Origin of the sequence: Halorussus salinisoli (genome assembly GCA_005239435.1) — an archaeon.
In the GTDB taxonomy this organism is placed as follows: domain Archaea; phylum Halobacteriota; class Halobacteria; order Halobacteriales; family Haladaptataceae; genus Halorussus; species Halorussus salinisoli.
In genome coordinates, this window is sequence record ML241305.1 from 364,182 (window position 1) to 389,278 (window position 25,097).

Here is a 25,097-nt window from a genome sequence, read left to right on the forward strand (position 1 = left end):
TCCCGTAACCACCATTACTATTTTGGCGTATTTCAGCGCGTGTGAAAAACATCCAGTTGCAAAATTGTTCTTGGCAAATAACAAAGCCACTTCCTCAGGTATGCCCTGTCTATGCCATGTAGGCACACAAATCGGAATCGAAATTCGGACGACTCCCGTGGGCTTGACCGCCGGGAATTCCTCAAATCGGCACTCACAATCGGTGGAGCCGGTGCACTGACCACCGCCATGAATCTGTATGGACTGTCGGACGACGCCGCAGCCGTATCCGGAGACCATGACGAGTCCGGCCCCATTACGATTGTTGAACGAAATAACCGCCAGCACGCATGGGACGACTTCATCCTCGAGGACGACGAACACGGCCTCGCACCGCCTCGCCATCACCTGCTCCTCTGTCTCGATTATCGCAAACCGGGACAGCCGACATCGGACGACCGGCAGGCCGTTGCCGGCGCACTTGGCCACCTCGAAGCCGCCTTCGAGTGGAGCAATCGGGGCCTGCTGTTCACCATCGGTTACGCGCCGGGATACTTCGACCGGTTCGACGAACCGCTTCCACCTGGAATTGACCTCCGGCCCGCTGATGAGGTCATCGACGCCATCAAAGTGGGGGATGAAGACCCGACACCCGAACCCTACGAGATCATAATGCATCTCAGCAGTAACAACGCCGTCCATCTATTGGCCGCCGAAGAAGCGCTGTGGGGCTTTCCCGGCCAGGACCGGGACCATCTTAACGGCGTCCACATCGAACATACGTTCGAGGGCATCTTCGAAAAGCCGACGACCTTCCCAGGTCGCCGGACTGGATTTGTGGGGGCGAGCCTTCCAAAACAAGAGATACACGATACTGTTGACGAAGACCTCGGCGACGCGATCCACGGGGATGCACCGCTGTCGATGGGTTTCGAATCCGGACTCGACGACAACCTGCCGGACGAAACAGCAGTCTCCTTGGTACACGACCAGACGCTCAGCGGAGACTTCGAACAGCCCGGCGTGTTCGCCCAGGGCACCATCGAACACGTCTCGAAACTGGACCTCGACCTTGACGGATGGTACGACCAGACGAAAGAAGAGCGCATCCACCGGATGTTCAGCCCGCATCACACCGAGTCGGACGTCGGCGAGGTCGGTGAGGAGCTTGGTTCGACTAGCGGCACCGACGAAATGCCAATGCGCGACCACCGGGCCGACGACGCCATCGCCCGGCATACCCAGGAGGACGCCGAGGAACAGGGGTTGGTCGGCCACGCCCAGAAACTCGCCCGTGCCCGGTTCGACGTGGATCTCCGGCAAACGGACGCCGAACGTGACCCGACGCGCTCGCTCGATACCACGATCCTGCGCCGTGACTTCGACACGACCGACCAGCAACAGCCCGGCCTTCACTTCGTCGCCCTCATGCGCTTTAATGGGTATATGGTGTACACACGCCGGGCAATGAACGGCGTCAGGTTCGACTCGGAGACCGAGCTGCCATCTGAACCAGGCGAGCTTGAGGGAACACGGATCACTCACGAGGACGTTGAGCTCCCTATCGAAGACGACGGGTTCCTTGCGTTCATCACTGCCCAGCGCCGCGGGAACTATCTCGTACCGCCACTTGAACTGCGCGCATTGCCGCCTGCGCGGGCGCTCCGCCTCGACATCGACATGGACATCACGCGTCTTACGTCACTTAGCGAGGGACGAATTCCGGTGGTGATCCGCCGGACCGAGGCGTTCGACCCGAAGACCGAGCTGGATCTGGAGACGGTCCGGTTCGGGCCGCCTGCCGTCGTCGATCAGGGCGGGGGTGCGACGCCAGTTGATGCGGGCCCCGTGAATGAGGACATGATCGAGACCGCCGATCTCCTCCTTGAGTTCGAGGCGGCCGATGCGGGCTTCGACAACCAGAGCACGGAGAGTCGACTCTTTGGGAAAACGAATGAGGGGTATCCCGTGCAGAGCACTGCTGAGATGGTTGTCGATCTCGGGGAGTAAGCGACCAATCTGTGGACTCACTGAGTCCTCTGATGGCTGACAACACCATCGGCCTGCCGCTGCTCCTGCTTTAACATAACATTTTACCCACGTTGGGGGGTTTACTGACTCGATTTTACCTTATCACCGAACTTCTCGCGCACCTTCTGGACCTTCGGTTCGGCCTGAATCGAGCAGTACTGGTCGTTCGGATTCTTCTCGTAGTAGTCCTGGTGGTACTCCTCGGCCTCGTAGAACGTCTCCAGCGGTTCGACCTCGGTGACGATGTCGTCGCCGTCGTAGGCACCCTCGGCGTCCAACTCGCGGAGGAACTGCTGGGCGACCTCCTTCTGTCGGTCGTCGTGGTAGAAGATGGCCGACCGGTACTGGGTGCCCACGTCGGGGCCTTGCCGGTTGAGTTGGGTCGGGTCGTGGACCGTGAAGAACACCTTCAGCACGTCCTCGTAGCTCAGCACGTCGGTGTCGTACTCGACCTGTACCACCTCGGCGTGGCCGGTGTCGCCCGAGCAGACTTCCTCGTAGGTGGGGTCCTCGACGTGGCCGCCCGCGTACCCGGACGTGACCTCGTGCACGCCGTCGAGTTCCTTGAACGCCGCTTCGGTACACCAGAAGCACCCGCCGCCAAACGTTGCCTTGGCTGATTCAGTCATCACTAATTGATTAGCAATCGCGGCCTATGTATGTGACGTACGGTCAAACGCGGTCGACCGATCACACCTCGTTCTGGCTTCGCTGAAACCGTCGACCTCTGATAGAATCGAGTCGCCTGTGCGAGATACAACGCGTAGACCGAACGAGACGTATTTCTCGTCTCAAATATACTTGCGAACTTATCTCCCTCATAATGCGTACAATATCTTTTTCCCCGTCGAGTCGCTGTCTCCGTACACTAATGAACGAGCGAAGTTGTGGTCGAGTGTCGCGGTCTCACGGTACAGAGGAGGGGCTACATGAGTGAGCGTGCATCTCCGATCACCGCGGGAGGCGAGCCAGTAACGCTCGAGACCGGTCTCGAGGCGCTCCAGTCGAGTCCGGAGTTTAACGGGCCTGTCGAGTCGCTCGACGGGCACGACTGCAACAATCACTTCGCACACATCTACGAGACGAGCGAGGAGAAGTTCACCTCCGCCGTCCCGTTCGTCCGCCACGGGCTCGAAGGGGACGAGCGCGTCATGTACGTCGTCGACGAGAGCAGTGAAGCAGAGGTGAAGACGGCGCTACACGACGGGGGCGTCGACATCGACGCCGCGCTCGACACCGGACAGCTCTCGTTCCACACCGTCCAGGACACGTACCTCCGGAACGGGTCGTTCGACCCCGACGAGATGATCGACTTCTACGACGACACCGTCACAGAGGCCACTGCAGAGTACGAGGCCCTACGGATCGTCGCCGAAACGACGTGGCTCCGAGACGACGCCACGACGGTCGAGCAGTTCATGGAGTACGAGTCGAAGGTGAACGACCTCTTCGCCGGCGAAGATTGCCTCGCGCTCTGTCAGTACGACCGAAACGGATTCCCGCCGGAGATCGTCCGGAACATCGTCCAGACGCATCCCCACCTCATCTACGACGGTGTGGCCTGCCACAACTTCTACTACACGCCGCCCGAGGAGTTCTTCGGCCCCGACGAACCCACCCGCGAGAACGAGCGGATGCTCCGGACGCTCCGCGACCGAACCGTGGCGAAGACCGAACTCCAGCGGCGCGAACGGTTCCTGGAGGACCTCCACGAGACCACGTCTGCCACCGACCGCGGGTTCGACGAAAAGCTTCAGGCCGTCTTCGAACTCGGCTGTGAGTGGTTCGACCTCGACCTCGGGGGGTTGGCCAAGGTCGACCCAGACAGCGACCGATGGGAGGTCGAAGCGGTCAGCGCCGACCACGGCCACCTCGTTCCCGGGGCGCAGGTCGACCTCTCGGAGACCTACTGCCGAGTCACCGTCGCCTCTGACGGGGGCGGCGCCGTCGCCGAACCGGTCGAGATCACCGACCCCATCGACAGCGGGTTCGAGAACGCGGCCTGTTTCACCGAGTTCGGCGTGCAGGCGTATCTCGGCACCCGCATCCCCGTCGACGGCGGCCACGACCGGACGTTCTTCTTCGTCGCCGAGGAGTCGCGTGACGACCCGATCACCGATGAAGAACGCACGTTCCACCGGCTGATGGCCCAGTGGGTGGGGTACGAACTCCAGCACCGCAAGCGCGAGCAGTTCTTGCGCGGGGGCTACGAGATAACGTCCGACCCCGCGCTGTCCTTCGAGGAAAAGTTGCAGTCGCTGTTCGAGTTGGGGTGCGAGCAGTTCGGCCTCGAACTCGGTGCGATGGCCACAGTCGACCCCGACGACGACCTGTTCGAAGTCGAATACGTGAGCGACGACCACGAGCACTTCGAGCCCGACCTCGCGCTCCCGCTGTCGGAGACGTACTGTACAGCGGCCACCGACGCCGGCGGAGTGGGGAGCGTGAACGACCCCGTCGAGGCCGGGTACGACGACAGCTACGTCCACGACGAGTTCGGCATCAAAGCGTATCTCGGCACGTACATCGAAGTCGAGGGCGACCTCAACCGGACGTTCTTCTTCGTCTCCGAGAACCCGCGCGACAAAGCGTTCTCGGACGACGAGCGAACCTTCCAACGGCTGCTGGGTCAGTGGGTGAAGTACGAACTGGAGCGCCAGCAACGCGAACGCTTCCTTCGGGAGAGCTATCAGATTACGTCCAATCCCGACCTATCGTTCGAGACGAAACTCGAGCAACTGCTCGAGTTGGGACGCGAACGGTTCGATCTCGAAATGGCAGGGCTGAACCACCTCCCGTCGTGGGACGGACCGTTCCGTCTGGAGCAGGGGCTCGGCCTCGGCGTCGACGGCGACGAGGAACTCTGGACGGACCCGGGCTACGGCCGTTTCTGCCGACAGACCATCGAGCAGGAGGAGCCGGTCAGTATGCCGGACGTCACCGGTACCGACTGGGTCGAAGACACCATTCATCGAGAGTTCGGCCTGACGAGCTACCTCGGTACCAAGGTCACGAGCGGGGCCACGCCGTACGGCACGCTCTGGTTCGGGAGTACGGAGCAACGCGACCGCCCGTTCTCGGACACCGAGCGCACGTTCATCGAGTTGATGGGTCAATGGGTGAGCTACGAGATCGAGCGCCGCGAACACAACGAAGACAAGCGGGAACTGTACGAGGTCACCGCCGACACCGAACTCGGGACCGACGAGAAAATCGCGGAGTTGTTGGAGCTAGGGTGCGAGCGCCTCGACCTTCCCGTGGGGATGCTAACCCGAAACCACGGCGAGGAGTTCGAGATCGAGCAGATGCACGGCACCCACCCCGATCTCGGCGAGGGGACGCGCACTCCGCCGATGACGGACAACTACTGCCGCCAGGTCGTCGATACCGGTGACCCGATCAGCGTCGCCGACGCCGAGGCGGCCGGATGGGACGGAGACGCCCTCTACCACGAGTTCGGCCTCGAATGTTACGCCGGGGTGCAACTGACCGTCGGCGACGAGCCCTACGGCACCATCTGCTTCACGGACCTCTCACCTCGGGACGTGGAGTTCACCGAGGCCGAGCAGACGTTCCTTGACCTGATGGGCCAGTGCGTGAGTTACGAACTCGAACGCAACCACCGCGAGGACCAACTCCAGGGGAAGAACAACCGACTGGAGAGCTTCGCCAGCCTACTTGCCCACGAACTCCGGAATCCCGTCACTATCGGCCAGATATACAGCCAACAACTCCCGGCCGAGACGGACGTAGAGGCGGTCGAGTACGTCACGGAGGCGTTCGACCGAATCGAGAACATGGTCGACGTCATGTTGGTGTTGACCCGGGGCCGCGAGGCGGTCGACACGTGCACCCCGGTCGAACTCGTGGGGGCCGCCCGCGGGGCGTGGGACGAACTGGACGCTCCCGACGCGACGCTCGAGGTGACGGTCGATCACACGATACACGCCGACGAGACCTACGTCCGGCACCTGTTCCGGAACCTCCTCGAAAACGCGGTCGAGCACGGCGGACGTGACGTCACGGTCACGGTCGGAGACCTCCCTGACGGATTCTACGTGGCCGACGATGGGGTGGGCATCCCGGCCGACGAGCGCGACGCGGTCTTCGACGAAGGGTACACGACGGCCGCGGAGAACGGCGGGACCGGGCTCGGGCTGGCGTTCGTCCAGGAGCTCGCCGAAGTGTACGAGTGGGACTGTGCGGTAACCGAGAGCGCGGCCGGTGGAGCGCGGTTCGAGTTCCGGAACGTTACTTGAACGTAGTGTCACCTCGCGGTGGTACCGTTCTCTCGGTCGGGATTTTCCAGCGGCTCGGGATAACCGTAGAGCGTGAATGACGGACGCGTCCGTCGAGTCTGCGTTCGCGTCGCTCACCGGACGACGTCACACTCGTTTGCTCGCGGTTTCACCGCTCGCTCGGTTGGCGCGGCGTAAGAGCGCCGCGCCAGCGCGCGCCGACGTTTTCCGATACATCTATTTCTCTATGTTATGGAATCATATGTGTACTAAATAGGCATAAATAACCGTGTCTTAGAAATATAAATATTTCCACAATACGAGCGACACACCCCTTAAGGCGACGGAGGACCGAGAACTCACCAACCCGTGGCCGACGTGACGCTCACCTTCGAGGAGGGGACCATCCGAGTCGAAACGGACCTCGACGCCGAACCGACCCTCGACCTCCCGCACACCGAGACCGACGTCCGGTCGAAGACCCGGCGAGCGCCCGCGTTCCGGTACGCCGCCCTGCGCGAGTATCTGGACGACCGGGACGTCTCCTGCGCCGATTCGGTCCTCGATGCGCCCGAGTTGCCCGACCTCGCCTCGTCCTACGAACTCCGGGCGTACCAGCGAGACGCGCTCTCGGCGTGGGAGGAGGCGGGTCGCCGGGGCGTCCTCGAACTCCCGACCGGGAGCGGCAAGACCGTCATCGGCCTGAAGGCCATCGAGGACCTCCGGACCGCGACCATCGTGGTCGTCCCGACCATCGACCTGCTGGAGCAGTGGCGGCGCGAGTTGGAATCGGAGTTCGGCGTTCCGGTCGGCCAGTTGGGCGGCGGGGAGCAGAACGTCGAAGCTCTCACCGTCTCGACCTACGACTCGGCCTACCTCCGGGCCGACGGGTTGGGCGACCGGTTCGGTCTCGCCATCTTCGACGAGGTCCACCACCTCGGCGGCGAGGGCTACCGGGACATCGCCCGACTCCTCGCCGCGCCCGCCCGCATGGGCCTGACCGCGACGTTCGAGCGCCCGGACGGCGCGCACGAGGTGGTCGCGGACCTCGTTGGCGACCGTGTCTACGCCATCGACCCCGACGAACTCGCGGGCGACCACCTCGCGCCCTACGACATCAAGCGCCTCGAAGTCGAACTGACCGACGACGAACGCGAGCGCTACGAGGAAGCCAACGAGGTGTTCACCGACTACCTCGTCCGGTCGAACATCCGGATGCAGAGCGGGAGCGACTACCAGGAACTCGTCAAACGCTCCGGATCCGACCCCGAGGCCCGCGAGGCACTGCTGGCCAAGCAACGGGCCCGCGAGGTGATGATGAACAGCGACGCGAAGGTCGAGGCCCTCGAATCCATCCTCGCGGACCACCGCGACGACCGGGTCATCGTCTTCACCGCGCACAACGACCTCGTGTATCGCCTCTCGGAGCGATTCCTCCTCCCGGCAGTGACCCACCAGACCGGCGCGGCCGAGCGGCGCGAGATTCTGAGCAAGTTCCGCGACGGCGACTACTCCCGCATCGTGACCTCGAACGTGCTGGACGAGGGCGTGGACGTGCCCGACGCCAACGTCGCGGTCGTCCTCTCGGGGAGCGGGAGCGAACGCGAGTTCACGCAGCGACTCGGCCGCATCCTCCGCCCGAAATCCGACGGGCGGCCCGCCCTGCTCTACGAGGTCGTCAGCGCCGAGACCGCCGAAGAGCGCGTGGCCGAGCGCAGGCGGTAGCGAGACCGTCGCTCCGTCAGGTCCGGAAGTCCACGTCGATGTTGCCCTTCCGCGCGAACTGGTCGTAGCCGATATCGAACGCCAGCGTGACGGTCTTCGACTCTCCCGCGGGCACGGTCACGTCCCGCGACTTGCGGGCCGACACCGTGTCGTCGTCATCGTCGTCGGTCCCGGTCTCGCTGGTCCGCTCGCTGGCGGTCACGGACACGTAGACGTTGCCTGTCCCCTCCGCGTCGCCCGAGTTTTTCACCGTCACCGAGACGACGAGGTTGCCCGACTCGCCCTCTCGAAAGTCGAAACTCTCCTTGGAGAGCGCTCCCGACTGTTCCGACCCCGAGTCCCCGCTTCCCCCGGAACAACCAGCCAGCGTCCCGAGGCTCGCGGTCGCCCCGACAGCCAGACAGTTCCGGAGTGCGTCGCGTCTGTGCATAGCCGAGTGTCCCAGTCCAGCGGAATGAGTCTTCTGTCTTCCGACGATTTTTGTACGCGCCACCCCGACGTACCGGTATGCTCACCAAGGCCCTGTTGCGCGTCTCCAGAGCGGGCGGGGGCTACCGTCCCCGGTTCGCGGGCCGCGAACACCGGCCGCTGGCCGCGCGGGTCCTCGGCACGTATCAGGGTCACGTCGGCGAACCGCGCGAGAAACTCGACGCGGCGCTCGAGGACCTCGAAACCGAGGCCGACGACTTCAAACTCGTCCGGGGGTTCGCCAAACTGCTGGACCGAGAGGCCGTCTTCGAGACCCGGGCCGCGGTCTCCCCCGAGCGCGCACGCCGGGTCGCCTTCGAGGCGGCCGAATCGGTCGGTGTCGTCTCGGAGGCCGAGCGAACCGAGGCCCTCCGGCAGGCGGGCCAGCACTTCGGCACGACGCCCGATTCGGTCGCCACCTCGCTCTACGCCGACCTGGACGAGCGACAGGTCCTCGCCGAGTTCGACTCGCGGTGGGACCCCGACCAACTGGTCGCCCAGTACAACCTCTCGCTCGGCCAGACCGCCCTCTTCGACGCGACCGAGTTGCGGGTCCGCACGTCCGACCCCAAAGCACTCGTCTCGGCGGTCAAGCGCCTGCGCCTGATGTACGAGATTCGAAAGACCGAGGGGGAAAATCGGGTGTCGGACCGCGAAGTCGTCGTCACCGGCCCGGACGCCCTCTTTCGCTCGACCCGGCGATACGGCACCCGGTTCGCCCGCCTGCTCCGGACCGTCGCCAAGGCCGACGAGTGGACGGTCTCGGCGGCCATCGACGACTACGGCACCGAGCGCACGCTCTCGCTGTCCGACGACGACCCGGTTCGCGTGCCGGGCACCGAACCGGTCGCGGACGTGATGTTCGACAGCAGCGTGGAGGCCGACTTCGCCGCCCGGTTCGAGTCGCTCGACCTGGACTGGGAGTTGACCCGCGAACCCGAACCACTCGAAACCGGCGCGCGGGTGATGATTCCGGACTTCGCGTTCGACTATCTCCCCGCGAGCGTAGCGAGTGGGGGCTCGTCGGACTCGTCCGACGGTGTCCACGCCGACTTCCGGGTCTTCTTCGAGATCATGGGCTTCTGGACGCCCGAGTACGTCGAGAAGAAGCTCTCGCAACTCGAAACCGTCGAGGACGTGGAACTGCTGGTCGCGGTGGACGAGAGTCTGGGCGTCGGCGAAGAGATTGCGGCCAGGGACCACCGCGCGATTCCCTACTCCGGAACCATTCGGCTCAAGGACGTGCGAGACGCCCTGCGGCGCTACGAGGACGAGTTGGTCGCCGAGAGCGTCGCGGACCTCCCCGACGAACTCGTCCCCGAGACCGACGTGATATCGCTCGAAGCCCTCGCCCGAGAACAGGGCGTAAGCGAGGACGCGATAGCGGACAAGTCGTTCCCGGACCACGAGCGCGTGGGTCGGACGCTCGTGCGGCCCGCCGTCCTCTCTGACCTCGCCGAAGAAATCGAGTCGGGGATGGCGTTCTCCGAGGCCGAGGCGGTGCTGGACGAGGTGGGAGTCGAAGACGCGAGCGCGGTCCTCTCCGAACTCGGCTTCGCGGTCGAGTGGGAGGGACTGAGCGGCGGGACGGTGGTCGAGAAGTCCTAACAGTAGTACTGGACCGCGTAGACCGGGCTTCGCAGGCCGGGTACAAAATGCAGGGTATTTCGTAGTTCAGAGGTCCCGCTGGCGACCCTTCGGAACCACGCTCTGTAACTCGCCGTGGACGAACAGGCCGACGCCGAGGGGTTCGGACTCCCCGGCGAGGTCGTGGGCCACGACCAGATACCCCCAGTCTCCCTCCCAGTCCAGTTCCTGGTCCTCGCCGCGGACGAACCGCCGGGCCTGCTCGCGGGTGAGTTCGAGGACGTTCTTCGTGGCCTCCCGACCGAACCGCTGGACCGCGTTCGTGGTCGGCTTCCAGTGCTCTTGGCGGGTGCGCAGGAACTTCATGCCGAGCGCCTCGATGCGGAGCGGCGAGGAGAGTTCGCCGTGGAGAATCCAGACCTTGCCCTTGCCTTTCTCCCAGAACGAGTAGCCCTCGAAGGTCTCGGGCGGGACGTCGAATCGGTCGTCCCACCACTCGACGACCTCTTCGCGGGTCGCGCGACCCTCGACCTCGCGGTCCTCGGCCGTCTCTGGAAGCCTATCGAACTGCTGGCCGTCGTTGGTCGGTCGCTCCTCGCCCGTTTGCTCCTCGCCCGCATCCGTCATCCTTCCACCTCCAGTTTCGCGCAGAAGAACCCGCCGGTGTCGTTGTGGTGCGGGTAGAATCGCCGGGCCTTCCGGACACTCTCGTCGTAGGTCTCGCCGTCCCACTCGGTGACGCCGGGCCGGGAGTCCAGCGGCAGGTCGAACTCCACGAGTCGGCAGTCCTCCTCTTCGAGGGCGTAGTCCAGCACGGCCTCGTTCTCCTCGGGCGCGAAGGTGCAAGTCGAGTAGACCACGGTACCGCCTTCCCTCGTGGCCTGCACCGCGCGCCGGAGGATGCCCTTCTGAACGCCCGCCACGCTCCGAACGTGGTCCATCGTCCACTCGTCCAGCGTGGTCGGGTTCTTCCGAATCGTCCCCTCGCACGAGCAGGGCACGTCTACGAGGGCCCTGTCGAAGGCGTCGAAGTCGAAGGGTTTGAGCGAGAAGTTCCGCGAGTCCGTGTTCGTCACGGCGGTGTTCGTCACGCCCAGTCGCTCGGTGTTGAACCGCAGCGCCGAGAGTCGGCCGAGGTTGTTGTCGTTGGCGACGACCAGCCCCTCGTCGTCCATCAGCGCCGCGAGTTGGGTGGTCTTGCTCCCCGGCGCGGCGCAGGCGTCCCAGACGCGCTCGCCGGACTCGGGCGCGAGGACCGCCGCGGGAATCGCCGAAACCTCTTCCTGCCCGTGAATCCAGCCGTGGTACGAGGCCCACGTACTGCCGGGGTTGTCGGTGTCCAACTCCAGCACCGTGTCGGACCACTCGCGGCCGGTCCACCCGACGCCCTCCTCGTCCAGCGCCGCCTTCGCTCGCTCCGGGGTCGCCTCGATGGTGTTCACTCGGACGACCGAAGGGAGCGGGCGCTGGCAGGCGTCGAGGAAGGCGTCGAACTCCTCGACCAGCGGTTCGTAGCGCTCCAGTGTCTCCATTGGCGGTGAGTTCGGGCGAGTCGCGTTTGTGGGTTTCGGAAGGCGGGCGACCGAGTGCCGAGGTCGAGGTTCCGGAACGTAGCTTTTTGGCTCGGTGCGTCGTCCGGTTCGGTCCTGTGCCAATCAATCCCAACTTCATCGAACGACTCCTGCTGTTCGGCCTCGACCGCGCTCCGACTCCGATGCTCGACCTGTTCGGCGCGGCGGGGTTCGAGGCCGTCACGCTCGCGTCGAAGTTAGACCTCTTCGAGACGCTCGGCGACGAGGAACTGACTCTGCACGAACTCGCCGACGAACTCGACGCCCACGAGCGGGGACTGGCTCCGTTCCTCGGCTACCTCGACGCACAGGGGTACGTCGCCGAAGACGGCGGTCGCTACCGCACCACCGCGATGACACGGACGTGGCTGACTCCCGACTCGAAGACGAACATCGCTCCGTGGCTGGTGTTCTGGGACGAGCTCGTCTTTCCCTTCTGGAACGACCACCTCGAAACGGTCGTCCGCGAAGGCGAGCCACCCCAAACCATCTACGAGTGGTTCGACGAGGAGCCGTCGCGATGGAATCTCGCCCAGCAGGGGTTCCGGGCCGCCGCGAGCGTCCTGGTTTCGGAGGTGGCGAAGAAGGTAGACGTGCCCGACGGTGCGACCCGACTGCTCGACGTCGGCGGCGGTCACGGTCTCTACGCCGTCGAACTCTGCCGCCGCCATCTCGATCTGTCCGCGACCGTGTTCGATTATCCCGAGGCGCTCGACGTGGCGCGCGCAGAGATCGCGGACGCGGGTCTCGGCGACCGGGTGGGAGTTCGGGGCGGCGACTACTGGACCGACGACCTCGGGGAGGGATACGACCTCGCGCTCCTGTTCAACGTCGTCCACTCCAACGACCCCGAGGAGAACGTCCGCCTCTTCCGTCGGGTGGCCGACGTACTCGCACCCGGCGGGCGCATCGCGGTCCTCGACCAACTGGAGGGGACGGCGTTCTCGCCGGTCGGGTCGGTAGGCCTCCGGTTCGTGGACCTGACGTATTTGGTCACCCTCGATGCGAGGGTCTACCCCTACGAGTCGGTCGCCGAGTGGCTCCGGGCGGCCGGATTCTCGGGCGTGAACCGCACCTCGATTCGGCGGGCCGGACCGGGGAGCTCGCTGGTGCAGGCGACCAAGCCCGCCACGCGGAAGTGATTCCGGCCGTCGCAATTACCTGTGGCGGTCCCGTCGAACGTGGTATGGCAAACGAACCAAACGACATCAACTGGGAAAGCGCCGCACGAATGGAACTCGAACCCGACGCCATCCACGAGTCCTCCGACGGCTACTACTTCGACTGCCCGGAGTGCGGGTCTCCGGCGACCATCGACAACATCATCGAGGAAGGCCGGTGTAACGGCTATCTGAACGAGCAGGTCGAGGGCATCGACTTCGACCTGGAGAACGTCTCCTGCTCGGCGGTCCTCCGACTCGAAATGGCGTACACCGCCGAACCCGAGTCCGAGACGTAGGGCCACTACGGCCCGGACCTTTATGCGGACGCTGGCGCAAGTCTCCGACATGGAAAGCGTCACGATTCACGACGAGGACGTAGCACTGGACCGACCGACGCTGGTCGAGGGACTCCCCGGAATCGGACTGGTCGGCAAGATAGCGGTCGATCACATGGTCGAAACGCTCGACATGACGTACTACGCCAGCATCGACTGCGAGGGCCTGCCCCGAATTTCGGTCTACGAGGACGGAAGTCGGGACCTCCGGCCGCCGGTTCGACTCTACGCCGACGAGAGTCGGGACCTCGTGGCGCTCCAGAGCGACGTTCCGGTGTCGGCGTCCGCGGCGTCGGACTTCGCCGCGTGCATCACGGAGTGGATCACCGACCACGACGGGACGGCCATCTACATGAGCGGCCTTCCCAAGCAGAAGGAAGCCGACCGGATTCCGTCGCTCTACGGCGTCGCAACCGGCGACGCGGGCGGCCGACTCGACGAGCAGGACATCGACCGGCCTGCCGAGCGCGGCGCGGTCAGCGGCCCCACGGGCGCGCTCCTGTACGAGGCGGGCGCGCGGGACGTCGACGCGTTCGGCCTCATCGTGGAGAGCGACCCGCAGTTCCCCGACCCGGAGGCCGCGCGCATCCTCGTCGAACGCGGTATCAAACCCCTCACCGACATCGACGTGGCGACCGACGACCTCGTAGAGCGCGCCGAGGAGATCAGCGAGCAGAAAGAGCAACTCGCCCAACGCATGCAGGAGGCCGACCCCGACGAGAGTTCCCAAGCCCAGTCGATTCGGATGTTCCAATGAAACTTTTGCTGCGGTCGAGCGCGCCGTAGGCGCGCTCTCCCTGGCAAAACTTTCATGAAAACCCGGCGTCACCCCCTCCGTCGGAGGCGAAGCGGAGAAGCCGCTTCGCTCCTCCGTCGAGGGATTCCTCGGTCCGCTCGCTCACTCGCTACGCTCGTTCGCTCGCGGTAGAACCGCTGGTACTCGACCGCAACAGCACCGCGACCGCAACAACACCGCAACAGCACCGCGACCGCAACAACACCGCAACAGCACCGCGACCGCAACAACACCGCAACAGCACCGCGACCGCAACAACACCGCAACAGCACCGCAACCGCTACTGCGACCGCTACGCAACAGCACCGCAACCGCTACTGCGACCGCACCGTACCGCAACTACACCCGCTACCGCAACCGTGACCGTAAGCTCGGACACTTCTATCTGCGTGCTGAAGAAACAAAAATGATTCCTTAGTGTTTATTCTTGGCTGTCTAATGTGGCTTGATATGCCTCGAACGTCGGACGGCGCGACCGACGTGATTCATCAGACCTTTCTCGGCGAACCTCGTTGGTAGCAGTATGACAGACCTCGAAGACGCAGTTTCGGAGTTCTTGAGCGAGGCGGACACGGTTTACAAAGAGTACGACCGAGGATACATGGACGCCGACGCCGCGATGAGTCGGTTGGAGAATCACATCGAGGAACTGCGCGAGCAGACGGAGTAGCGAAAACCGGCGGTCGAGCGGGTCCCGGCTACCGGACTTTTCGCCGGACGTACGCCGAGAAGCCTTCGCTGAAGATGACGACGCCGAGGATGGCGAGCAGGATGGTCAGCACCTTGTCCCACGCGAAGGTGTTGATGCTCGTCGTGAGCGCCACTCCGATACCGCCCGCGCCGACGAACCCGATAATCGTCGAAGCGCGCACGTTGATGTCCCAGCGGTAGGTGGACACGCTCACGAACGCGGGCTTGATCTGTGGAACGATAGCGTAGATGAGTACCTGCGCCGGGTTCGCACCGGTGGCACGAACTGCCTCGACTTGCCCGCGGTCGATCTCCTCGATGCCCTCCGCGATGAGTTTGGCCGTGAACCCGATGGACCTGACTGCGACCGCCATCACGCCGGCGAGCGCGCCGGAACCGAAGAGGACGACGAAGATGAGCGCCCAGATGATGACGTTCACCGACCGCGTGAACGACACGATGAACTTGCCGAGACCGTAGGTGAGTTTGTTCGGCGTCGTGTTCTCGGCGGCGATGAACGCCACGGGAATCGAGAGGGCGACCGCGAACGCGGTCCCGAGAATCGAGATGTGGATCGTCTCCACGAGCGGACCGAGAATCTCCCCGGTGTACGCGAGGTCCGGCGGATACATCCGGGCGATCAGGTCGTACGTCTCTCGGGGCGCAGTCATGGCGTACTCGTAGTTGAACCGGAGCGACCGCCACGAGAAGACGAAGATGCCGACGACCAGCGGGATGGAGAGCAGGCGAAGCAACCGCTTCGTGGGCGAGAACCGGTGCCACTCGCGGTCCTCGGTATCGACCGCCATCACTGGACCCTCCTCCGGACGATCGCGCTCACGGCCTCACCGACGAGGACGATGGCAACGATGGCCAAGATGATGGTGAGGCTGTAGTCGTAGTCGTACTTCTGGAACGAGTTGAGCAGCGTCACGCCGATTCCGCCGGCACCGACGATACCGACGACCGTGCTGTGGCGGATGTTGATGTCCCACCGGTAGATGCTGAGGCCGACGATTCGCGGCAGTACCTGCGGCAGTACCCCGTAGGCCAGCACCTGAAACCGACTGCCACCGACGGCGCGGATGGCTTCGATTTGCCCCTCGTCTATGTCCTCCAGGTCCTCGGCGAGCAGTTTGCCGAAGAAGCCGATGGTCTTGAACGACAGCGCGATGACGCCGGCGAGCGGCCCGAATCCGACGGCCTTGACCGCGATGATGGCGACGATGAGTTCGTGGAACGCCCGCGTCACCGAGATAATGCCCCGGTTGACGTAGTAGAGCGACCGGGGCGCGAGATTCTCGGCGGCCATGAACCCGACCGGGATGCTGACGATGATACCGAGGACGGTCGCGACGATGGACATGTTGATGCTCTCGAACAGCCCCTCTATCAGGAGTTCCCGCTTTCGCGGGGTGAGTTCGGGCGGGAACATGTTCTGGACCAGTTCGACCGCCGCGTCGATGCCCACGACGAACCGCTCCAGTGAGATGCGGATGTCCCACATGCTCCAGACCACGAACAGGACGACGAGCGCGTACAGTCCCCACTTGACGTACTTGTTGTAGAAGACGGTCGGCCGTTCCCACGTGCCGTATCCGGACTGGCGTTCTTCCTCTAGTGCCATAGTGTCACTCCTTACGTTCCGTGGCGACGGAACTGGTCTCGGCGTCGCCGACTCCTGCCCCCGCGGTCACGGACTCGTCCTGCATCGCGCCCCGGTATATCACGTCCCGCGCCCCTTCGTCGAGTTCCTCGGGCGGTCCCTGGAAGACGATTTCGCCGTCCGACAGCCCCACGAGTCGGTCGGCGTACTCGATGGCGAGTTCGATCTCGTGGATGTTGATGAGCACCGGGATGTCGTCGTCGGTGGCGATGTCCGTCAGGAGGTCCATCACCGACCGGGAGGTCTCGGGGTCGAGACTGCTGGTCGGTTCGTCCACGAGCAGTATCTTGGGTCGCTGGATGACCGCCCGCGCGATGCCGACCCGCTGGCGTTGGCCCCCGGACAACTCGTCGGCGCGATTGTTCTCCAGTCCGCCGAGCCCCACTCGGTCCAGCACCTCGTAGGCCCGCTGTACGTCGTCGCCCGTGAACTTGCGCCGGAGCGCCTGCCAGTTGCTCGCGTAGCCCAACCGCCCCGACAAGACGTTCTCCATGACGGTGAGTCGCTCGACCAGGTTGAACTCCTGGAATATCATCCCCATGTCCCGCCGGGCGCGTCGCAACTCGTTCTTGCCGAGCGACGTGATTTCGGTGTCGTCCAGCCAGATCTCGCCGCTGGTCGGCTCGGTCAGTCGGTTGATGCAGCGAATCAGCGTACTCTTTCCGGCACCGCTCGGGCCGACGATGGCCACGATTTCGTTGCCCGAAACCTCCATCGAGACGCCCTTCAGTGCCTCGTCACCAGTCGGATACGTTTTGTGCAGTTCGTTTACTCGAAGCATTCGACCCCTCCCCGGAAGGCGTACCGTACCTGCTACCCAGAATATAACGATTTTATGCCGTATATAATTTCCACACGTTGCTCCGCGCCCCGACTTCGTTTCGAATCAGTCGGTCGTCCCGGTCGGAATCGGTCGGGGCGTCCTGACGCGTCCGAAAGCCGGAGCGCGTCGGGCCGGTTCACTCGCCGATTTCACCCTCCTCGTACTCGACGTTGTTCTCCTCCTGAATCGTCAGAATGACGTCCCAGACGGTCGCGTAATCGATCTCTATCCACCGGCCCCGGCCCTCGAACTGCTCGGCTATCGAGGTGTCGGAGTAGTCGTAGTCGAGGAACGCCCGCTTGATACCCTCTTGGAGTTCGGGTCTGAGGTTGTACCGGAGACAGAACCCGGTCGTCGGGAACGGGCGACTGGCGAACACGCACTTGATCTGTGACGGGTCGAGTTGTCCGGCGTCGGCCACCCTCGCGTAGCACGTGCTACACACCGGGGCCCCAGCGTAGTCGCCGTTGGCCACGCCGAGCGCGCTCTGCTGGTGGCCGCCCGAGAACGAGACCTCGTAGTCCTCGCCCGGAGTGATGCCGAACCGGTCCTTGAAGATCGCCCGCGGTGCGAGGTTTCCGGAGTTCGACGTGGGTTCGGTGTGAGCGATGTTCTTGCCGGCGAAGTCCTCGACGCTGTTTATCTCGTCGTTGTCCGCCTGCGTGATCGCCCAGAGCCGATAGCCGAAGTCCCCTTCCTCGGACACCTGTATCGAGAACGGGATCGCGCCCGCGAGGTTGACTGCGAACGGAACCGTCCCGGTCGAGAAGCCCCCGATGTGGAGTCGCTCGGACCGCATCGCCTCGACCTGCGCCGCGTAGGAGTTCAGCGGGAAGAACCGCACGTCCTTTCCGGTCTCCTCGGCAATGTTGTCGAGCAACGGTTGCATCGTGTCCCGGTACACCGACGGGTCCTCGGTCGGAGCCAGCGAGAACGCGAGCGTGTTCGGGTCGATGAACTCGCTCTCGTCGCTCGGGACCTCCCGTACCGAATTGCCGTATCGCGGTTCCTCGCGTTCCTCCATCTGCTGGAGGTCCGAGAGGTTCCCGGTCTCGAACCCCGCTTCGAGCAACACGTCGGTGGTCACCGGGAAGTCGAACTGCTGACCCGTCGTGGTCGTCTCTCCGCCTTCTGCCGTGGTCGTCTGTTCACCCTCCGTCGTGGTCGTCTCCTGTCCAGTTCCCGCTCCCGAGAGTCCGACAATCGCCGTCGCGGCTGTCGCCGTCGTGCCGAGGAGGAATTTCCTCCGTGATGATTTCTCTGTCATCCGCAACCCCCGCCCACAATAATTATAATTATTGATATTATGGTTTCGGAGGAGGCAACTTTTCCTCTTTTCTGGCAAGTACCCGTCGATACTCCCTACGTCACTAGATTCCTCCTTCGAGTCGTTCGAGTTGTACCTCCGGCAACGCGGGAATCAAGTACTCGGAAACACGGGGAGTATCCGCGGATCGGGCCGTACCTAAGACATCCGTATTTTTAACACCGTTCGGGTCGACTGTTCGTACTATCGTTCGGGCATGCGGGTCGTGCAGGGCGTGGGATTCCCCTGCACAACCGCATCGACCGACACATCGCCATGACAGTTCGTGGAGCCATCCTCGACTTGGACGGAACCGTGTACCGCGGGGACGCTCTCCTCCCGGGAGCCGACGACGGGATTGCGACCCTCCGCGAGCGGGGCGTCTCGGTGCTGTTCGTGTCGAACAAGGCCATCGAACGCCGAGAGCGGTACGCAGAAACGCTCGGCCGACTCGGCGTACCCTGTGAACCTGCGGACGTCGTCACGTCCGCGACGGTGACGGCCGACTTTCTCGCGCGTAACCACCCCGAGCGCGTCTGTTACGTCGTCGGCGAAGAACCCCTCCGCGACCAACTGCGCGACGTTGGCCTCGCGGTGACCGACAACCCCGACGAGACGACCGCTATCGTCGCGTCGATGGACCGCGAGTTCGACTACGCCGCCCTCTCGGACGCGCTCGACGCCATGGACGACGAGACGGTGTTCGTCGCCACGAATCCTGACCGGACCTGCCCCGTCGCCGACGGGGAGATCCCCGACGCCGCGGGCATGGTCGGTGCAATCGAGGGCGTGACGGGCCGGGAACTCGACCGCGTGATGGGCAAACCCTCCGAGACGATGTTGAACACTGCGATGGATAAACTGGACCTCGACCCGGCGGAGTGCCTGCTGGTCGGCGACCGACTCGAAACCGACGTCGAGATGGGGAACCGCGCCGGAATGACCACGGTTCTCGTCCTCACTGGCGTCACTGACCGCACCGACCTCGACGGAGCGTCCACCCGACCCGATTACGTCATCGACTCGCTCGGTGCTATCGGGGAGATTCTGCCGCAAATCTGAGGAGAAATCGAGCGACGCGGCGTCTCAGTACTTGGGCTCCGCCCCGGTCGTCGCGTAGATGTCGTCCATGATGGAGTCGCGCTTCTGCTGCCACGCCTCCAGGCCCTGCGGCCGACTCGGGTACTTGCCGTAGTGGTCGATGAGGTCGTCGGCGAGGTTCTTGGTCTCGTAGAGGTCGTAGATGAGGTCCCAGTGGCCGAACGACTTGATGGCGGTCTGAATCTTGAGCCACCAGCCGACGTTCGCGCTTCCGGAGTAGAGCGCCTCGGCCAATTTGTTGGCGGGGAGTGCGCCCAGCAAGCCCATCAGGTCGTCCACGTCTACGGCGGTCGAGAAGATGTTGTACACGTCGAGGCCGGCGTAGCGCGCTCCGAAGTGGTCCATCACCTGCTGGTTGTACTCCCAGAGGTTCGCCTCGCCCACGTCGCCGTCTTCGATGGCGTCGATGGCGGCTTCGGCCGCGTACTTGCCCGCGTACGCCGCGCCAGCGATGCCGCCGCCCGTGGTCGGGTTGACGTGTCCGGCCGCGTCGCCGACCGCCATGAACCCCGGCGCAATCGCCGAGTCGTAGGGTCGCCGCGTGGGGAGGGCCGCGCCCAACTTGTCCTCGACCGTCGCGTTCTCGAACTCCGGTCGGGTTCGGAGGTCCCGTTTGAGGTCCTCCACGAGTTGCATCGGTTCTTCGTTCATCTGGAAGCCGAGTCCGGCGTTGATTTCGGTCTCCGTCCGCGGGAAGTACCAGAGGTAGCCCGCCGCGCGCTTGGTCGGCTTGAACACGAGCGCGTCGTCCCACGGCACCGGTTCGTCTACCTCCACGATCTCCCGGTAGGCCGAGCAGAACTGCGAGTAGGTGACGTTGGTGTCGAAGGTGGGGGCTTCGAGGTCGGCCTTGTCCTGGAGAATCGACAGCGACCCCGCGGCGTCAACCACCACGTCGGCGTCGTACCGCTGGATGTCGCCCTTGCGCTTGCCCCGGACGCCGGTCACGCGGCCGTCCTCGCGCTGGGTCACGTCCTTGACCACCGTGTCGTAGTGGAACTCCGTGCCCGCGCGCTCCGCACCCTCGATGATGCGTCGGCCGTACTCCCACCGGTCGATGACCGCCAACTCGCCCGGCACGGGGATTTCCAGCACCGTGTTCTCCTGCGGTATCTCGAACCGGCCGTGGTCGACGCCGGTGTTGGTGAACGACGGCTCCAGTTGGGACTTGGGGATGGCCTCGGGGAAGGCGTCCGCGCCCTTCAGGGCGTCGCCGCAGGCGATGTGGCCCGCTTCCTCCTCGGTCTTGCGCTCCACTACGACGACATCGTATCCTTCACGTGCAGCGGTCGCGGCGGCGTAACAGCCAGCCGTACCCGCCCCGACGACGACGATGTCGCACTCGTGCGTAGCCATGCATTCGGCTACGAGACGGAGGGGGCAAAACTCTTTATACGCTAATCGGCATCCTGTTTCTCCAGAGACGACGCGGAACCGCGAATAAAGAGTTTAGTGAGGTAGTTTCGTAGCACGAGGCATGACCGAGTACACCGTCGAGTTCGTCGGCACGGGCGAGAGCATCGAAGTCTCGGACAAAGAGACCATCCTGAGCAAGTGTATCGAGGAGGGCATCGCCCAGGAGTACTCCTGTCGCGTCGGGATGTGTCTGGCCTGCTCGGCCGAAATCGTAGAGGGTGACGTGACCCAACCCGCGGCCCGCGGCCTCACCGACGAGGAGGCCGAAAGCTACGCGCTGACCTGTATGGCCCGTCCCCAGAGCGACCTCGAGTTGGACCGCGGGAAGTACCCGCCGAGCATCGAGGACGACGCCACGGCGATGGAGGGCGAGGGCGAAGCCCCGGCCGCCGACGACTGACAACTCAGTCCCGATTCTTCTCGAACCACTCCGCGCCGTAGTCCACGATTGCCCGCTGAGAGACGAGTTTCGCGTCGGCCATGCCGACCGTGCCCCGAGTGACCGCCTCGGGACGGTCGTCCTCGAAGTCTCGGCCGACCTCGGGGAAGTCGTCGGCGTCGTATTCGAGTTGCTCGAAGGTAATCATCTCGCGCTCGCCGTCCTCGAGGACCGGCGTGGTCTGCGTCGAGACGCCCTGATCGCGGTCGGCGCGATGCTCCGCGAGGTGGAACGAGGTGTTGGTGTCGTGGTCGGTACCGAGCATGAGAATCGTGCCGTCGCGGTCGTAGACCTCCGCGAGCGGCGACTCCTCGCCCAACCCGTGGTCGTAGCTGTGGTCGGTGACGACCGACTCGGCGTCCGCGCCCCACGCCGCGAAGGAGTAGGACGGGTGGCGACTTCGCCGGACGTCGGGATACGTCCGGAAGCACTCCGGAATCGCGCCCACGTTCCAGGTCGGCGTGACCTCCGGCCGGTAAGCCGGACGCTCGGTCCGAATCACGTCCTCCCAGTCGTCCGGGACCGGCGGGTTCCGCCAGCGGGATGGGTCGCTGTACTGGGTCGAGTGGGTCGGCATCACTATCGTCCCCTCGGACGTGACGACCTCCATCAGCGCGTCCACTACCGCGGGTTGACCGGCCGTGACCCACCCGAGCGACGAGAGCGACGAGTGGACCAGCAGGGTGTCGCCGGGTTCGACGCCGAGGTCACAGAGGTCGCTGGCGATTCGTTCGGGCGTTATCGGTTCGTCACTGCGCTCTATGCGTTCTTTCATTACGGTGGTCGCTCCATCGAGAATCGATTTTCCGTCGTCGCGTATAAACTTCCCGACAGTCGTCCGACAGCATCCAGCTTATCCACGTCCAACTTCCCGCCGGTCGTCACCTCGTCGTCTAGGTGGACCCACTCGACCTCGCCGAGAACCATCGTGGACCCGCCCACGTCGAGCATCTCGTAGAGCGAACACTCGAAGGCGACTGGCGACTCGGCCACTCGCGGCGGAGCGACCGCGCGGGTGTCCGTGCGCGATATCCCGGCGCGGTCGAACTCGCTCTCTCCCGTGGGGAGGGTCGCGCTGGTCTCGTTCATGGCCTCCGCGACCGACTCGGTGACGGCGTTGACGACGAACTCCTCGTTCTCCCGGATATTTCGGGGCGTGTCCTTCAGTCCGTCGGGCGACTCGTCGTCGTCCACGGGCGCGAACATCACGACCGGCGGGTCGATGGCGACGACGTTGAAGAAACTGTACGGCGCGAGGTTGTCCACTCCCTCGGGACTGGTCGTACTGACCCACGCGATGGGTCGGGGGACGACCGCGCCCGCGAGCGTCCGGTACATCGACGGTATCTCGTCGGGGTCGATTTCCATGTCGACGGAACGGGACGAGCTGGGGAAGGATTTGTGGTCCCGGCCAGCGAGGTGCCGAAAGCGACCGACGGCGGGCCACCAGGTCAAAGGCTATCGCGGGCCACGGTCGAACCATGGGAGACGAAGAAACCGCGGCGAGCGAGAGTGACCGGCGCGAGGAGATGGAAGCAGAGCGCGACGAGGAGGTCGGGGAGGAGTTAGAGCGCGTGGACGAGGAGATGGACCCCGAGGAGACCGAGCAGTCCGACGCCGCCACCCTGCCGGACGACGAGGAGGGCGACCACGACCGCAAGGACGGCCGACACGTCGAGACCTCGGGCGACGAGGACGGCTGACCAACCACTCTCGGCGGACACCGAACGCCTTTTTCTTCGTCGGCTTCGGAGTTTCGAGAACTACCGTATGAATCGGGACAGGCGACTGACAGGCCGGGAAACGGCGGTTTCGATGCGCACCTGCATCGGAGTAACGCTCGGACTCGTACTCGTCTACGTCGGTGTCTGGAAGTTGGCGAACCCCCGATACCACCTCTTCATCGTACTCGGGACGTACGCGGTACTGACAGGTGCCGGGGTGCTGCAGTTGGTTCGCGCGACGCAGATGGACGGGTGGACGCGGAGACTCGGCGCTGCCGGCGTCGTCTTCGGATTCGCCGTGACCATCTTTCTCGGCCTTCGTCCGAGAACAGCGTGTCTGGACGTCGGTCCGTGTCAGAGCGGACTCACTCTGTATCCACTCCAGTTTGCAGTGGGGATACTCGTCGTGGCGTCGTCGCTGTTTCTCGACGTTGGAGGTCGTCGGAGGCCGAGCGCCAGCGAGTAGCGTCCCGTCAGTCACCCTCGGCCCCGACCGCGCAGTTGTTCGGCCCGAGTTCCATCTCGAAGGCGGCATCGTCGCCTATCTCCTCCCGGCCCAGATTCGCCGGGACGATGTCCTCGTAGTTGGCGGGGCGGGCCGGAAGCGAGTCGAGGACCCGTTCCACGAACGCCTCCTTCTCGTCGGGAACGCGCAGACGCTCCCGGACAGCACCGATTCTGGCGGCGTAGGTGTCGTTCTCGTCGGGGTTCGGTTCGGCGTCGGGCGTCCGGTGGCCGGGCGCGACGAGGGTGTCGTCGGGGAGCGCGAACAGGCGGTCGGTCAGCGTGTCGTAGAGCGTGCCCGCGAGGTCGGCCGCGCCGTCGTCGCCCTGCTCCAGGTCGGGCCTGCCGAAACTGTCCACGAAGAGCGCGTCGCCGGAGAACAGCACGTCTCCGAGGCGGAGCGCGGTCAGTTCGGTGGTGTGGCCCGGCGCGCGGAGCGCGGTTAGGGTCGCATCGCCGACGCGGAGTTGGTCGCCGTCTTGGAGCAAGGTGGCGTCGAACGCGAGGCCGCGCTCGGTCGCGCCCGCGGGCAGAACTGCCTGCCCGGCCGTCTCGCGGGCGAGTCGCTGGACGCCCGAGAGGTGGTCGGCGTGGACGTGGGTGTCGATGGCGTAGCGGAGGTCTGCACCCAGTTCGTCGGCAGCGGCGGCGTAGCGGTCGGCGAACGCCCGCAGGGGGTCTACGACCGCGGCCTCGTCGCCGGAGGCCACCAGATACGAGAGACATCCAGTGGCCGGGCGGTCGTACTGGAGGACGGTCGCGTCGTCCGGAGTCCCCGGTAGCTCGCGCGAGACGTACACTCGCGCCCAACCCTGCATGCCTCCGGCGAGATTCCGGGCCTCGATTCCTTCGCCGCGCAGGACGTCGGCGACGGTTGCGCTGGCCTCGCCACGGGGACAGACTGCAACGACCGGCTCTCGGAGGTCGAGGTCTGCGACGAACTCCTCGACGTCTCCGCGGGCCTTCGCGGCCATAAGCTCGGCGTAGGTGACTTGCGTGGCCGCCACGCCGTCGCCGGAGATGCGCCACGCCTCGAACTCGTCGCGGTTGCGCACGTCGAGCAGGGTCACGCGCTCTCCGCGCTGGATTCGCTGGTGGAGGTCGTCGGGCGAAATCGACGGTGTGTCCGCGTTCTCGTCGGTCATGCTCTGTAATAGGGACCGCCGGAAGAAAACGATGTGGCGGGTCGACCTCGCCCGAGTTCCGACTGGCCGACTGGACCGGTGACTACCGATTTCTGGAACCGCTCCGGCGCGCGTTGACTACCCTTTCCGGGTCGGCGCGTGCTGGCGCGACCTCGAACCGCGAGGTCGCGCCACAGCGTGCGAGGTCTTCAGGAGCGAAGCGACTGAAGGTTCGGCAGACGCCGTTTGTCTGCCGGTGCCTGCGGGAACGGACGTGACCGCAAGCTCGGAGGACGTCGTTTGTCCTCCGATGGACGAGGCTTGCGAGACGCCACGCGTCTCGCTGATCTGCGAACGTCGTTCGCAGACATCGCAGGCCCGTGGCCGAGAAGCCCAGGAGGAGGGGAGGCG

General features: G+C 64.7%; 24 protein-coding genes. 12 read left to right on the forward strand and 12 right to left on the reverse strand.

Annotated features, from left to right (window positions below; genetic code table 11):
* The first annotated feature begins 228 nt into the window (after positions 1 to 228).
* Entirely contained in the window at positions 229 to 1,989 is a 1,761-nt protein-coding gene (locus E2484_RS01910; RefSeq protein WP_137283532.1) for a DUF7405 family protein, read from the forward strand.
* A gap of 101 nt (positions 1,990 to 2,090) precedes the next feature.
* Here E2484_RS01910 and msrA read toward each other — a convergent pair whose 3' ends face one another.
* The gene (gene msrA, locus E2484_RS01915) at positions 2,091 to 2,639 is read right to left on the reverse strand and encodes a peptide-methionine (S)-S-oxide reductase MsrA (protein WP_137283533.1); all 549 of its coding nucleotides are present in this window, start codon (positions 2,637 to 2,639) and stop codon (positions 2,091 to 2,093) included.
* Positions 2,640 to 2,939: 300 nt separating this feature from the next.
* Between msrA and E2484_RS01920 the strand changes: the two genes are divergently transcribed.
* Entirely contained in the window at positions 2,940 to 6,269 is a 3,330-nt protein-coding gene (locus E2484_RS01920) for an MEDS domain-containing protein (protein ID WP_137283534.1), read from the forward strand.
* 348 nt (positions 6,270 to 6,617) lie between these two features.
* Positions 6,618 to 7,973, forward strand: coding sequence for a DEAD/DEAH box helicase (locus E2484_RS01925; RefSeq protein ID WP_137283535.1), 1,356 nt, complete (start codon positions 6,618 to 6,620; stop codon positions 7,971 to 7,973).
* Between the two features lie 16 nt (positions 7,974 to 7,989).
* Here E2484_RS01925 and E2484_RS01930 read toward each other — a convergent pair whose 3' ends face one another.
* A complete protein-coding gene (locus E2484_RS01930; protein WP_137283536.1) occupies positions 7,990 to 8,403 on the reverse strand; it encodes a hypothetical protein in 414 nt (137 codons plus the stop codon).
* 77 nt (positions 8,404 to 8,480) lie between these two features.
* Here E2484_RS01930 and E2484_RS01935 point away from each other — a divergent pair, with 77 nt between their 5' ends.
* On the forward strand, positions 8,481 to 10,049 hold the full coding sequence (locus E2484_RS01935; RefSeq protein ID WP_137283537.1) for a DUF790 family protein: 1,569 nt from the start codon (positions 8,481 to 8,483) through the stop codon (positions 10,047 to 10,049).
* A gap of 66 nt (positions 10,050 to 10,115) precedes the next feature.
* On the opposite strand, the gene E2484_RS01940 is transcribed toward E2484_RS01935, so the two are convergent.
* Together E2484_RS01940 and E2484_RS01945 are read right to left on the reverse strand one after the other, a co-directional pair.
* Entirely contained in the window at positions 10,116 to 10,655 is a 540-nt protein-coding gene (locus E2484_RS01940) for a DUF7122 family protein (RefSeq protein WP_137283538.1), read from the reverse strand.
* Positions 10,652 to 11,560, reverse strand: a complete 909-nt coding sequence (locus E2484_RS01945; RefSeq protein ID WP_137283539.1) for an RsmB/NOP family class I SAM-dependent RNA methyltransferase — start codon at positions 11,558 to 11,560, stop codon at positions 10,652 to 10,654. Before E2484_RS01945 ends, E2484_RS01940 begins: the two co-directional genes overlap by 4 nt.
* Before the next feature lie 116 nt (positions 11,561 to 11,676).
* Between E2484_RS01945 and E2484_RS01950 the strand changes: the two genes are divergently transcribed.
* The 4 genes from E2484_RS01950 (at position 11,677) to E2484_RS24650 (ending at position 14,563) form a co-directional block, all read left to right on the forward strand.
* Entirely contained in the window at positions 11,677 to 12,741 is a 1,065-nt protein-coding gene (locus E2484_RS01950) for a methyltransferase (RefSeq protein WP_137283540.1), read from the forward strand.
* 44 nt (positions 12,742 to 12,785) lie between these two features.
* Positions 12,786 to 13,058: a hypothetical protein gene (locus E2484_RS01955; RefSeq protein WP_321111549.1), complete on the forward strand. Its 273-nt coding sequence runs from the start codon at positions 12,786 to 12,788 to the stop codon at positions 13,056 to 13,058.
* Between the two features lie 49 nt (positions 13,059 to 13,107).
* The gene (locus E2484_RS01960) at positions 13,108 to 13,854 is read left to right on the forward strand and encodes a proteasome assembly chaperone family protein (RefSeq protein ID WP_137283541.1); all 747 of its coding nucleotides are present in this window, start codon (positions 13,108 to 13,110) and stop codon (positions 13,852 to 13,854) included.
* 562 nt (positions 13,855 to 14,416) lie between these two features.
* A complete protein-coding gene (locus E2484_RS24650; protein WP_170977205.1) occupies positions 14,417 to 14,563 on the forward strand; it encodes a hypothetical protein in 147 nt (48 codons plus the stop codon).
* A 28-nt stretch (positions 14,564 to 14,591) separates the two neighbouring features.
* Here the strand turns inward: E2484_RS24650 and phnE (E2484_RS01965) are convergent, their stop codons facing one another.
* From phnE (E2484_RS01965) to phnD, 4 genes are all read right to left on the reverse strand, one after another.
* Positions 14,592 to 15,392 carry a phosphonate ABC transporter, permease protein PhnE gene (gene phnE, locus E2484_RS01965; RefSeq protein ID WP_137283542.1) on the reverse strand — a complete coding sequence of 267 codons (801 nt, stop codon included), beginning with the start codon at positions 15,390 to 15,392 and terminating at the stop codon, positions 14,592 to 14,594.
* Complete coding sequence (gene phnE / locus E2484_RS01970; RefSeq protein ID WP_137283543.1) at positions 15,392 to 16,210, reverse strand: phosphonate ABC transporter, permease protein PhnE; 819 nt, start codon at positions 16,208 to 16,210, stop codon at positions 15,392 to 15,394. Before phnE (E2484_RS01970) ends, phnE (E2484_RS01965) begins: the two co-directional genes overlap by 1 nt.
* Positions 16,211 to 16,214: 4 nt before the next feature.
* A complete protein-coding gene (phnC, locus tag E2484_RS01975) occupies positions 16,215 to 17,030 on the reverse strand; it encodes a phosphonate ABC transporter ATP-binding protein (RefSeq protein ID WP_137283544.1) in 816 nt (271 codons plus the stop codon).
* Positions 17,031 to 17,208: 178 nt separating this feature from the next.
* A complete protein-coding gene (gene phnD / locus E2484_RS01980) occupies positions 17,209 to 18,339 on the reverse strand; it encodes a phosphate/phosphite/phosphonate ABC transporter substrate-binding protein (RefSeq protein WP_137283545.1) in 1,131 nt (376 codons plus the stop codon).
* A 315-nt stretch (positions 18,340 to 18,654) separates the two neighbouring features.
* Between phnD and E2484_RS01985 the strand changes: the two genes are divergently transcribed.
* Positions 18,655 to 19,440: an HAD-IIA family hydrolase gene (locus tag E2484_RS01985; RefSeq protein ID WP_137283546.1), complete on the forward strand. Its 786-nt coding sequence runs from the start codon at positions 18,655 to 18,657 to the stop codon at positions 19,438 to 19,440.
* A 24-nt stretch (positions 19,441 to 19,464) separates the two neighbouring features.
* Here the strand turns inward: E2484_RS01985 and E2484_RS01990 are convergent, their stop codons facing one another.
* Positions 19,465 to 20,835 (reverse strand): geranylgeranyl reductase family protein, encoded by a 1,371-nt coding sequence (locus E2484_RS01990; protein WP_137283547.1) that lies wholly within the window; start codon positions 20,833 to 20,835, stop codon positions 19,465 to 19,467.
* 121 nt (positions 20,836 to 20,956) lie between these two features.
* Between E2484_RS01990 and E2484_RS01995 the strand changes: the two genes are divergently transcribed.
* Positions 20,957 to 21,295 carry a 2Fe-2S iron-sulfur cluster-binding protein gene (locus E2484_RS01995; RefSeq protein WP_137283548.1) on the forward strand — a complete coding sequence of 113 codons (339 nt, stop codon included), beginning with the start codon at positions 20,957 to 20,959 and terminating at the stop codon, positions 21,293 to 21,295.
* 4 nt (positions 21,296 to 21,299) lie between these two features.
* Here the strand turns inward: E2484_RS01995 and E2484_RS02000 are convergent, their stop codons facing one another.
* Positions 21,300 to 22,109: an AAC(3) family N-acetyltransferase gene (locus E2484_RS02000; protein ID WP_137283549.1), complete on the reverse strand. Its 810-nt coding sequence runs from the start codon at positions 22,107 to 22,109 to the stop codon at positions 21,300 to 21,302.
* Positions 22,109 to 22,702, reverse strand: a complete 594-nt coding sequence (locus E2484_RS02005; protein ID WP_137283550.1) for a flavin reductase family protein — start codon at positions 22,700 to 22,702, stop codon at positions 22,109 to 22,111. The genes E2484_RS02000 and E2484_RS02005 overlap by 1 nt, the downstream gene beginning before the upstream one ends.
* Positions 22,703 to 22,815: 113 nt before the next feature.
* Here E2484_RS02005 and E2484_RS02010 point away from each other — a divergent pair, with 113 nt between their 5' ends.
* Positions 22,816 to 23,037, forward strand: coding sequence for a hypothetical protein (locus E2484_RS02010; RefSeq protein ID WP_137283551.1), 222 nt, complete (start codon positions 22,816 to 22,818; stop codon positions 23,035 to 23,037).
* A 67-nt stretch (positions 23,038 to 23,104) separates the two neighbouring features.
* Complete coding sequence (locus tag E2484_RS02015; RefSeq protein WP_137283552.1) at positions 23,105 to 23,524, forward strand: hypothetical protein; 420 nt, start codon at positions 23,105 to 23,107, stop codon at positions 23,522 to 23,524.
* Between the two features lie 7 nt (positions 23,525 to 23,531).
* On the opposite strand, the gene E2484_RS02020 is transcribed toward E2484_RS02015, so the two are convergent.
* On the reverse strand, positions 23,532 to 24,707 hold the full coding sequence (locus E2484_RS02020) for an MBL fold metallo-hydrolase (protein WP_137283553.1): 1,176 nt from the start codon (positions 24,705 to 24,707) through the stop codon (positions 23,532 to 23,534).
* Positions 24,708 to 25,097: the final 390 nt, after the last annotated feature.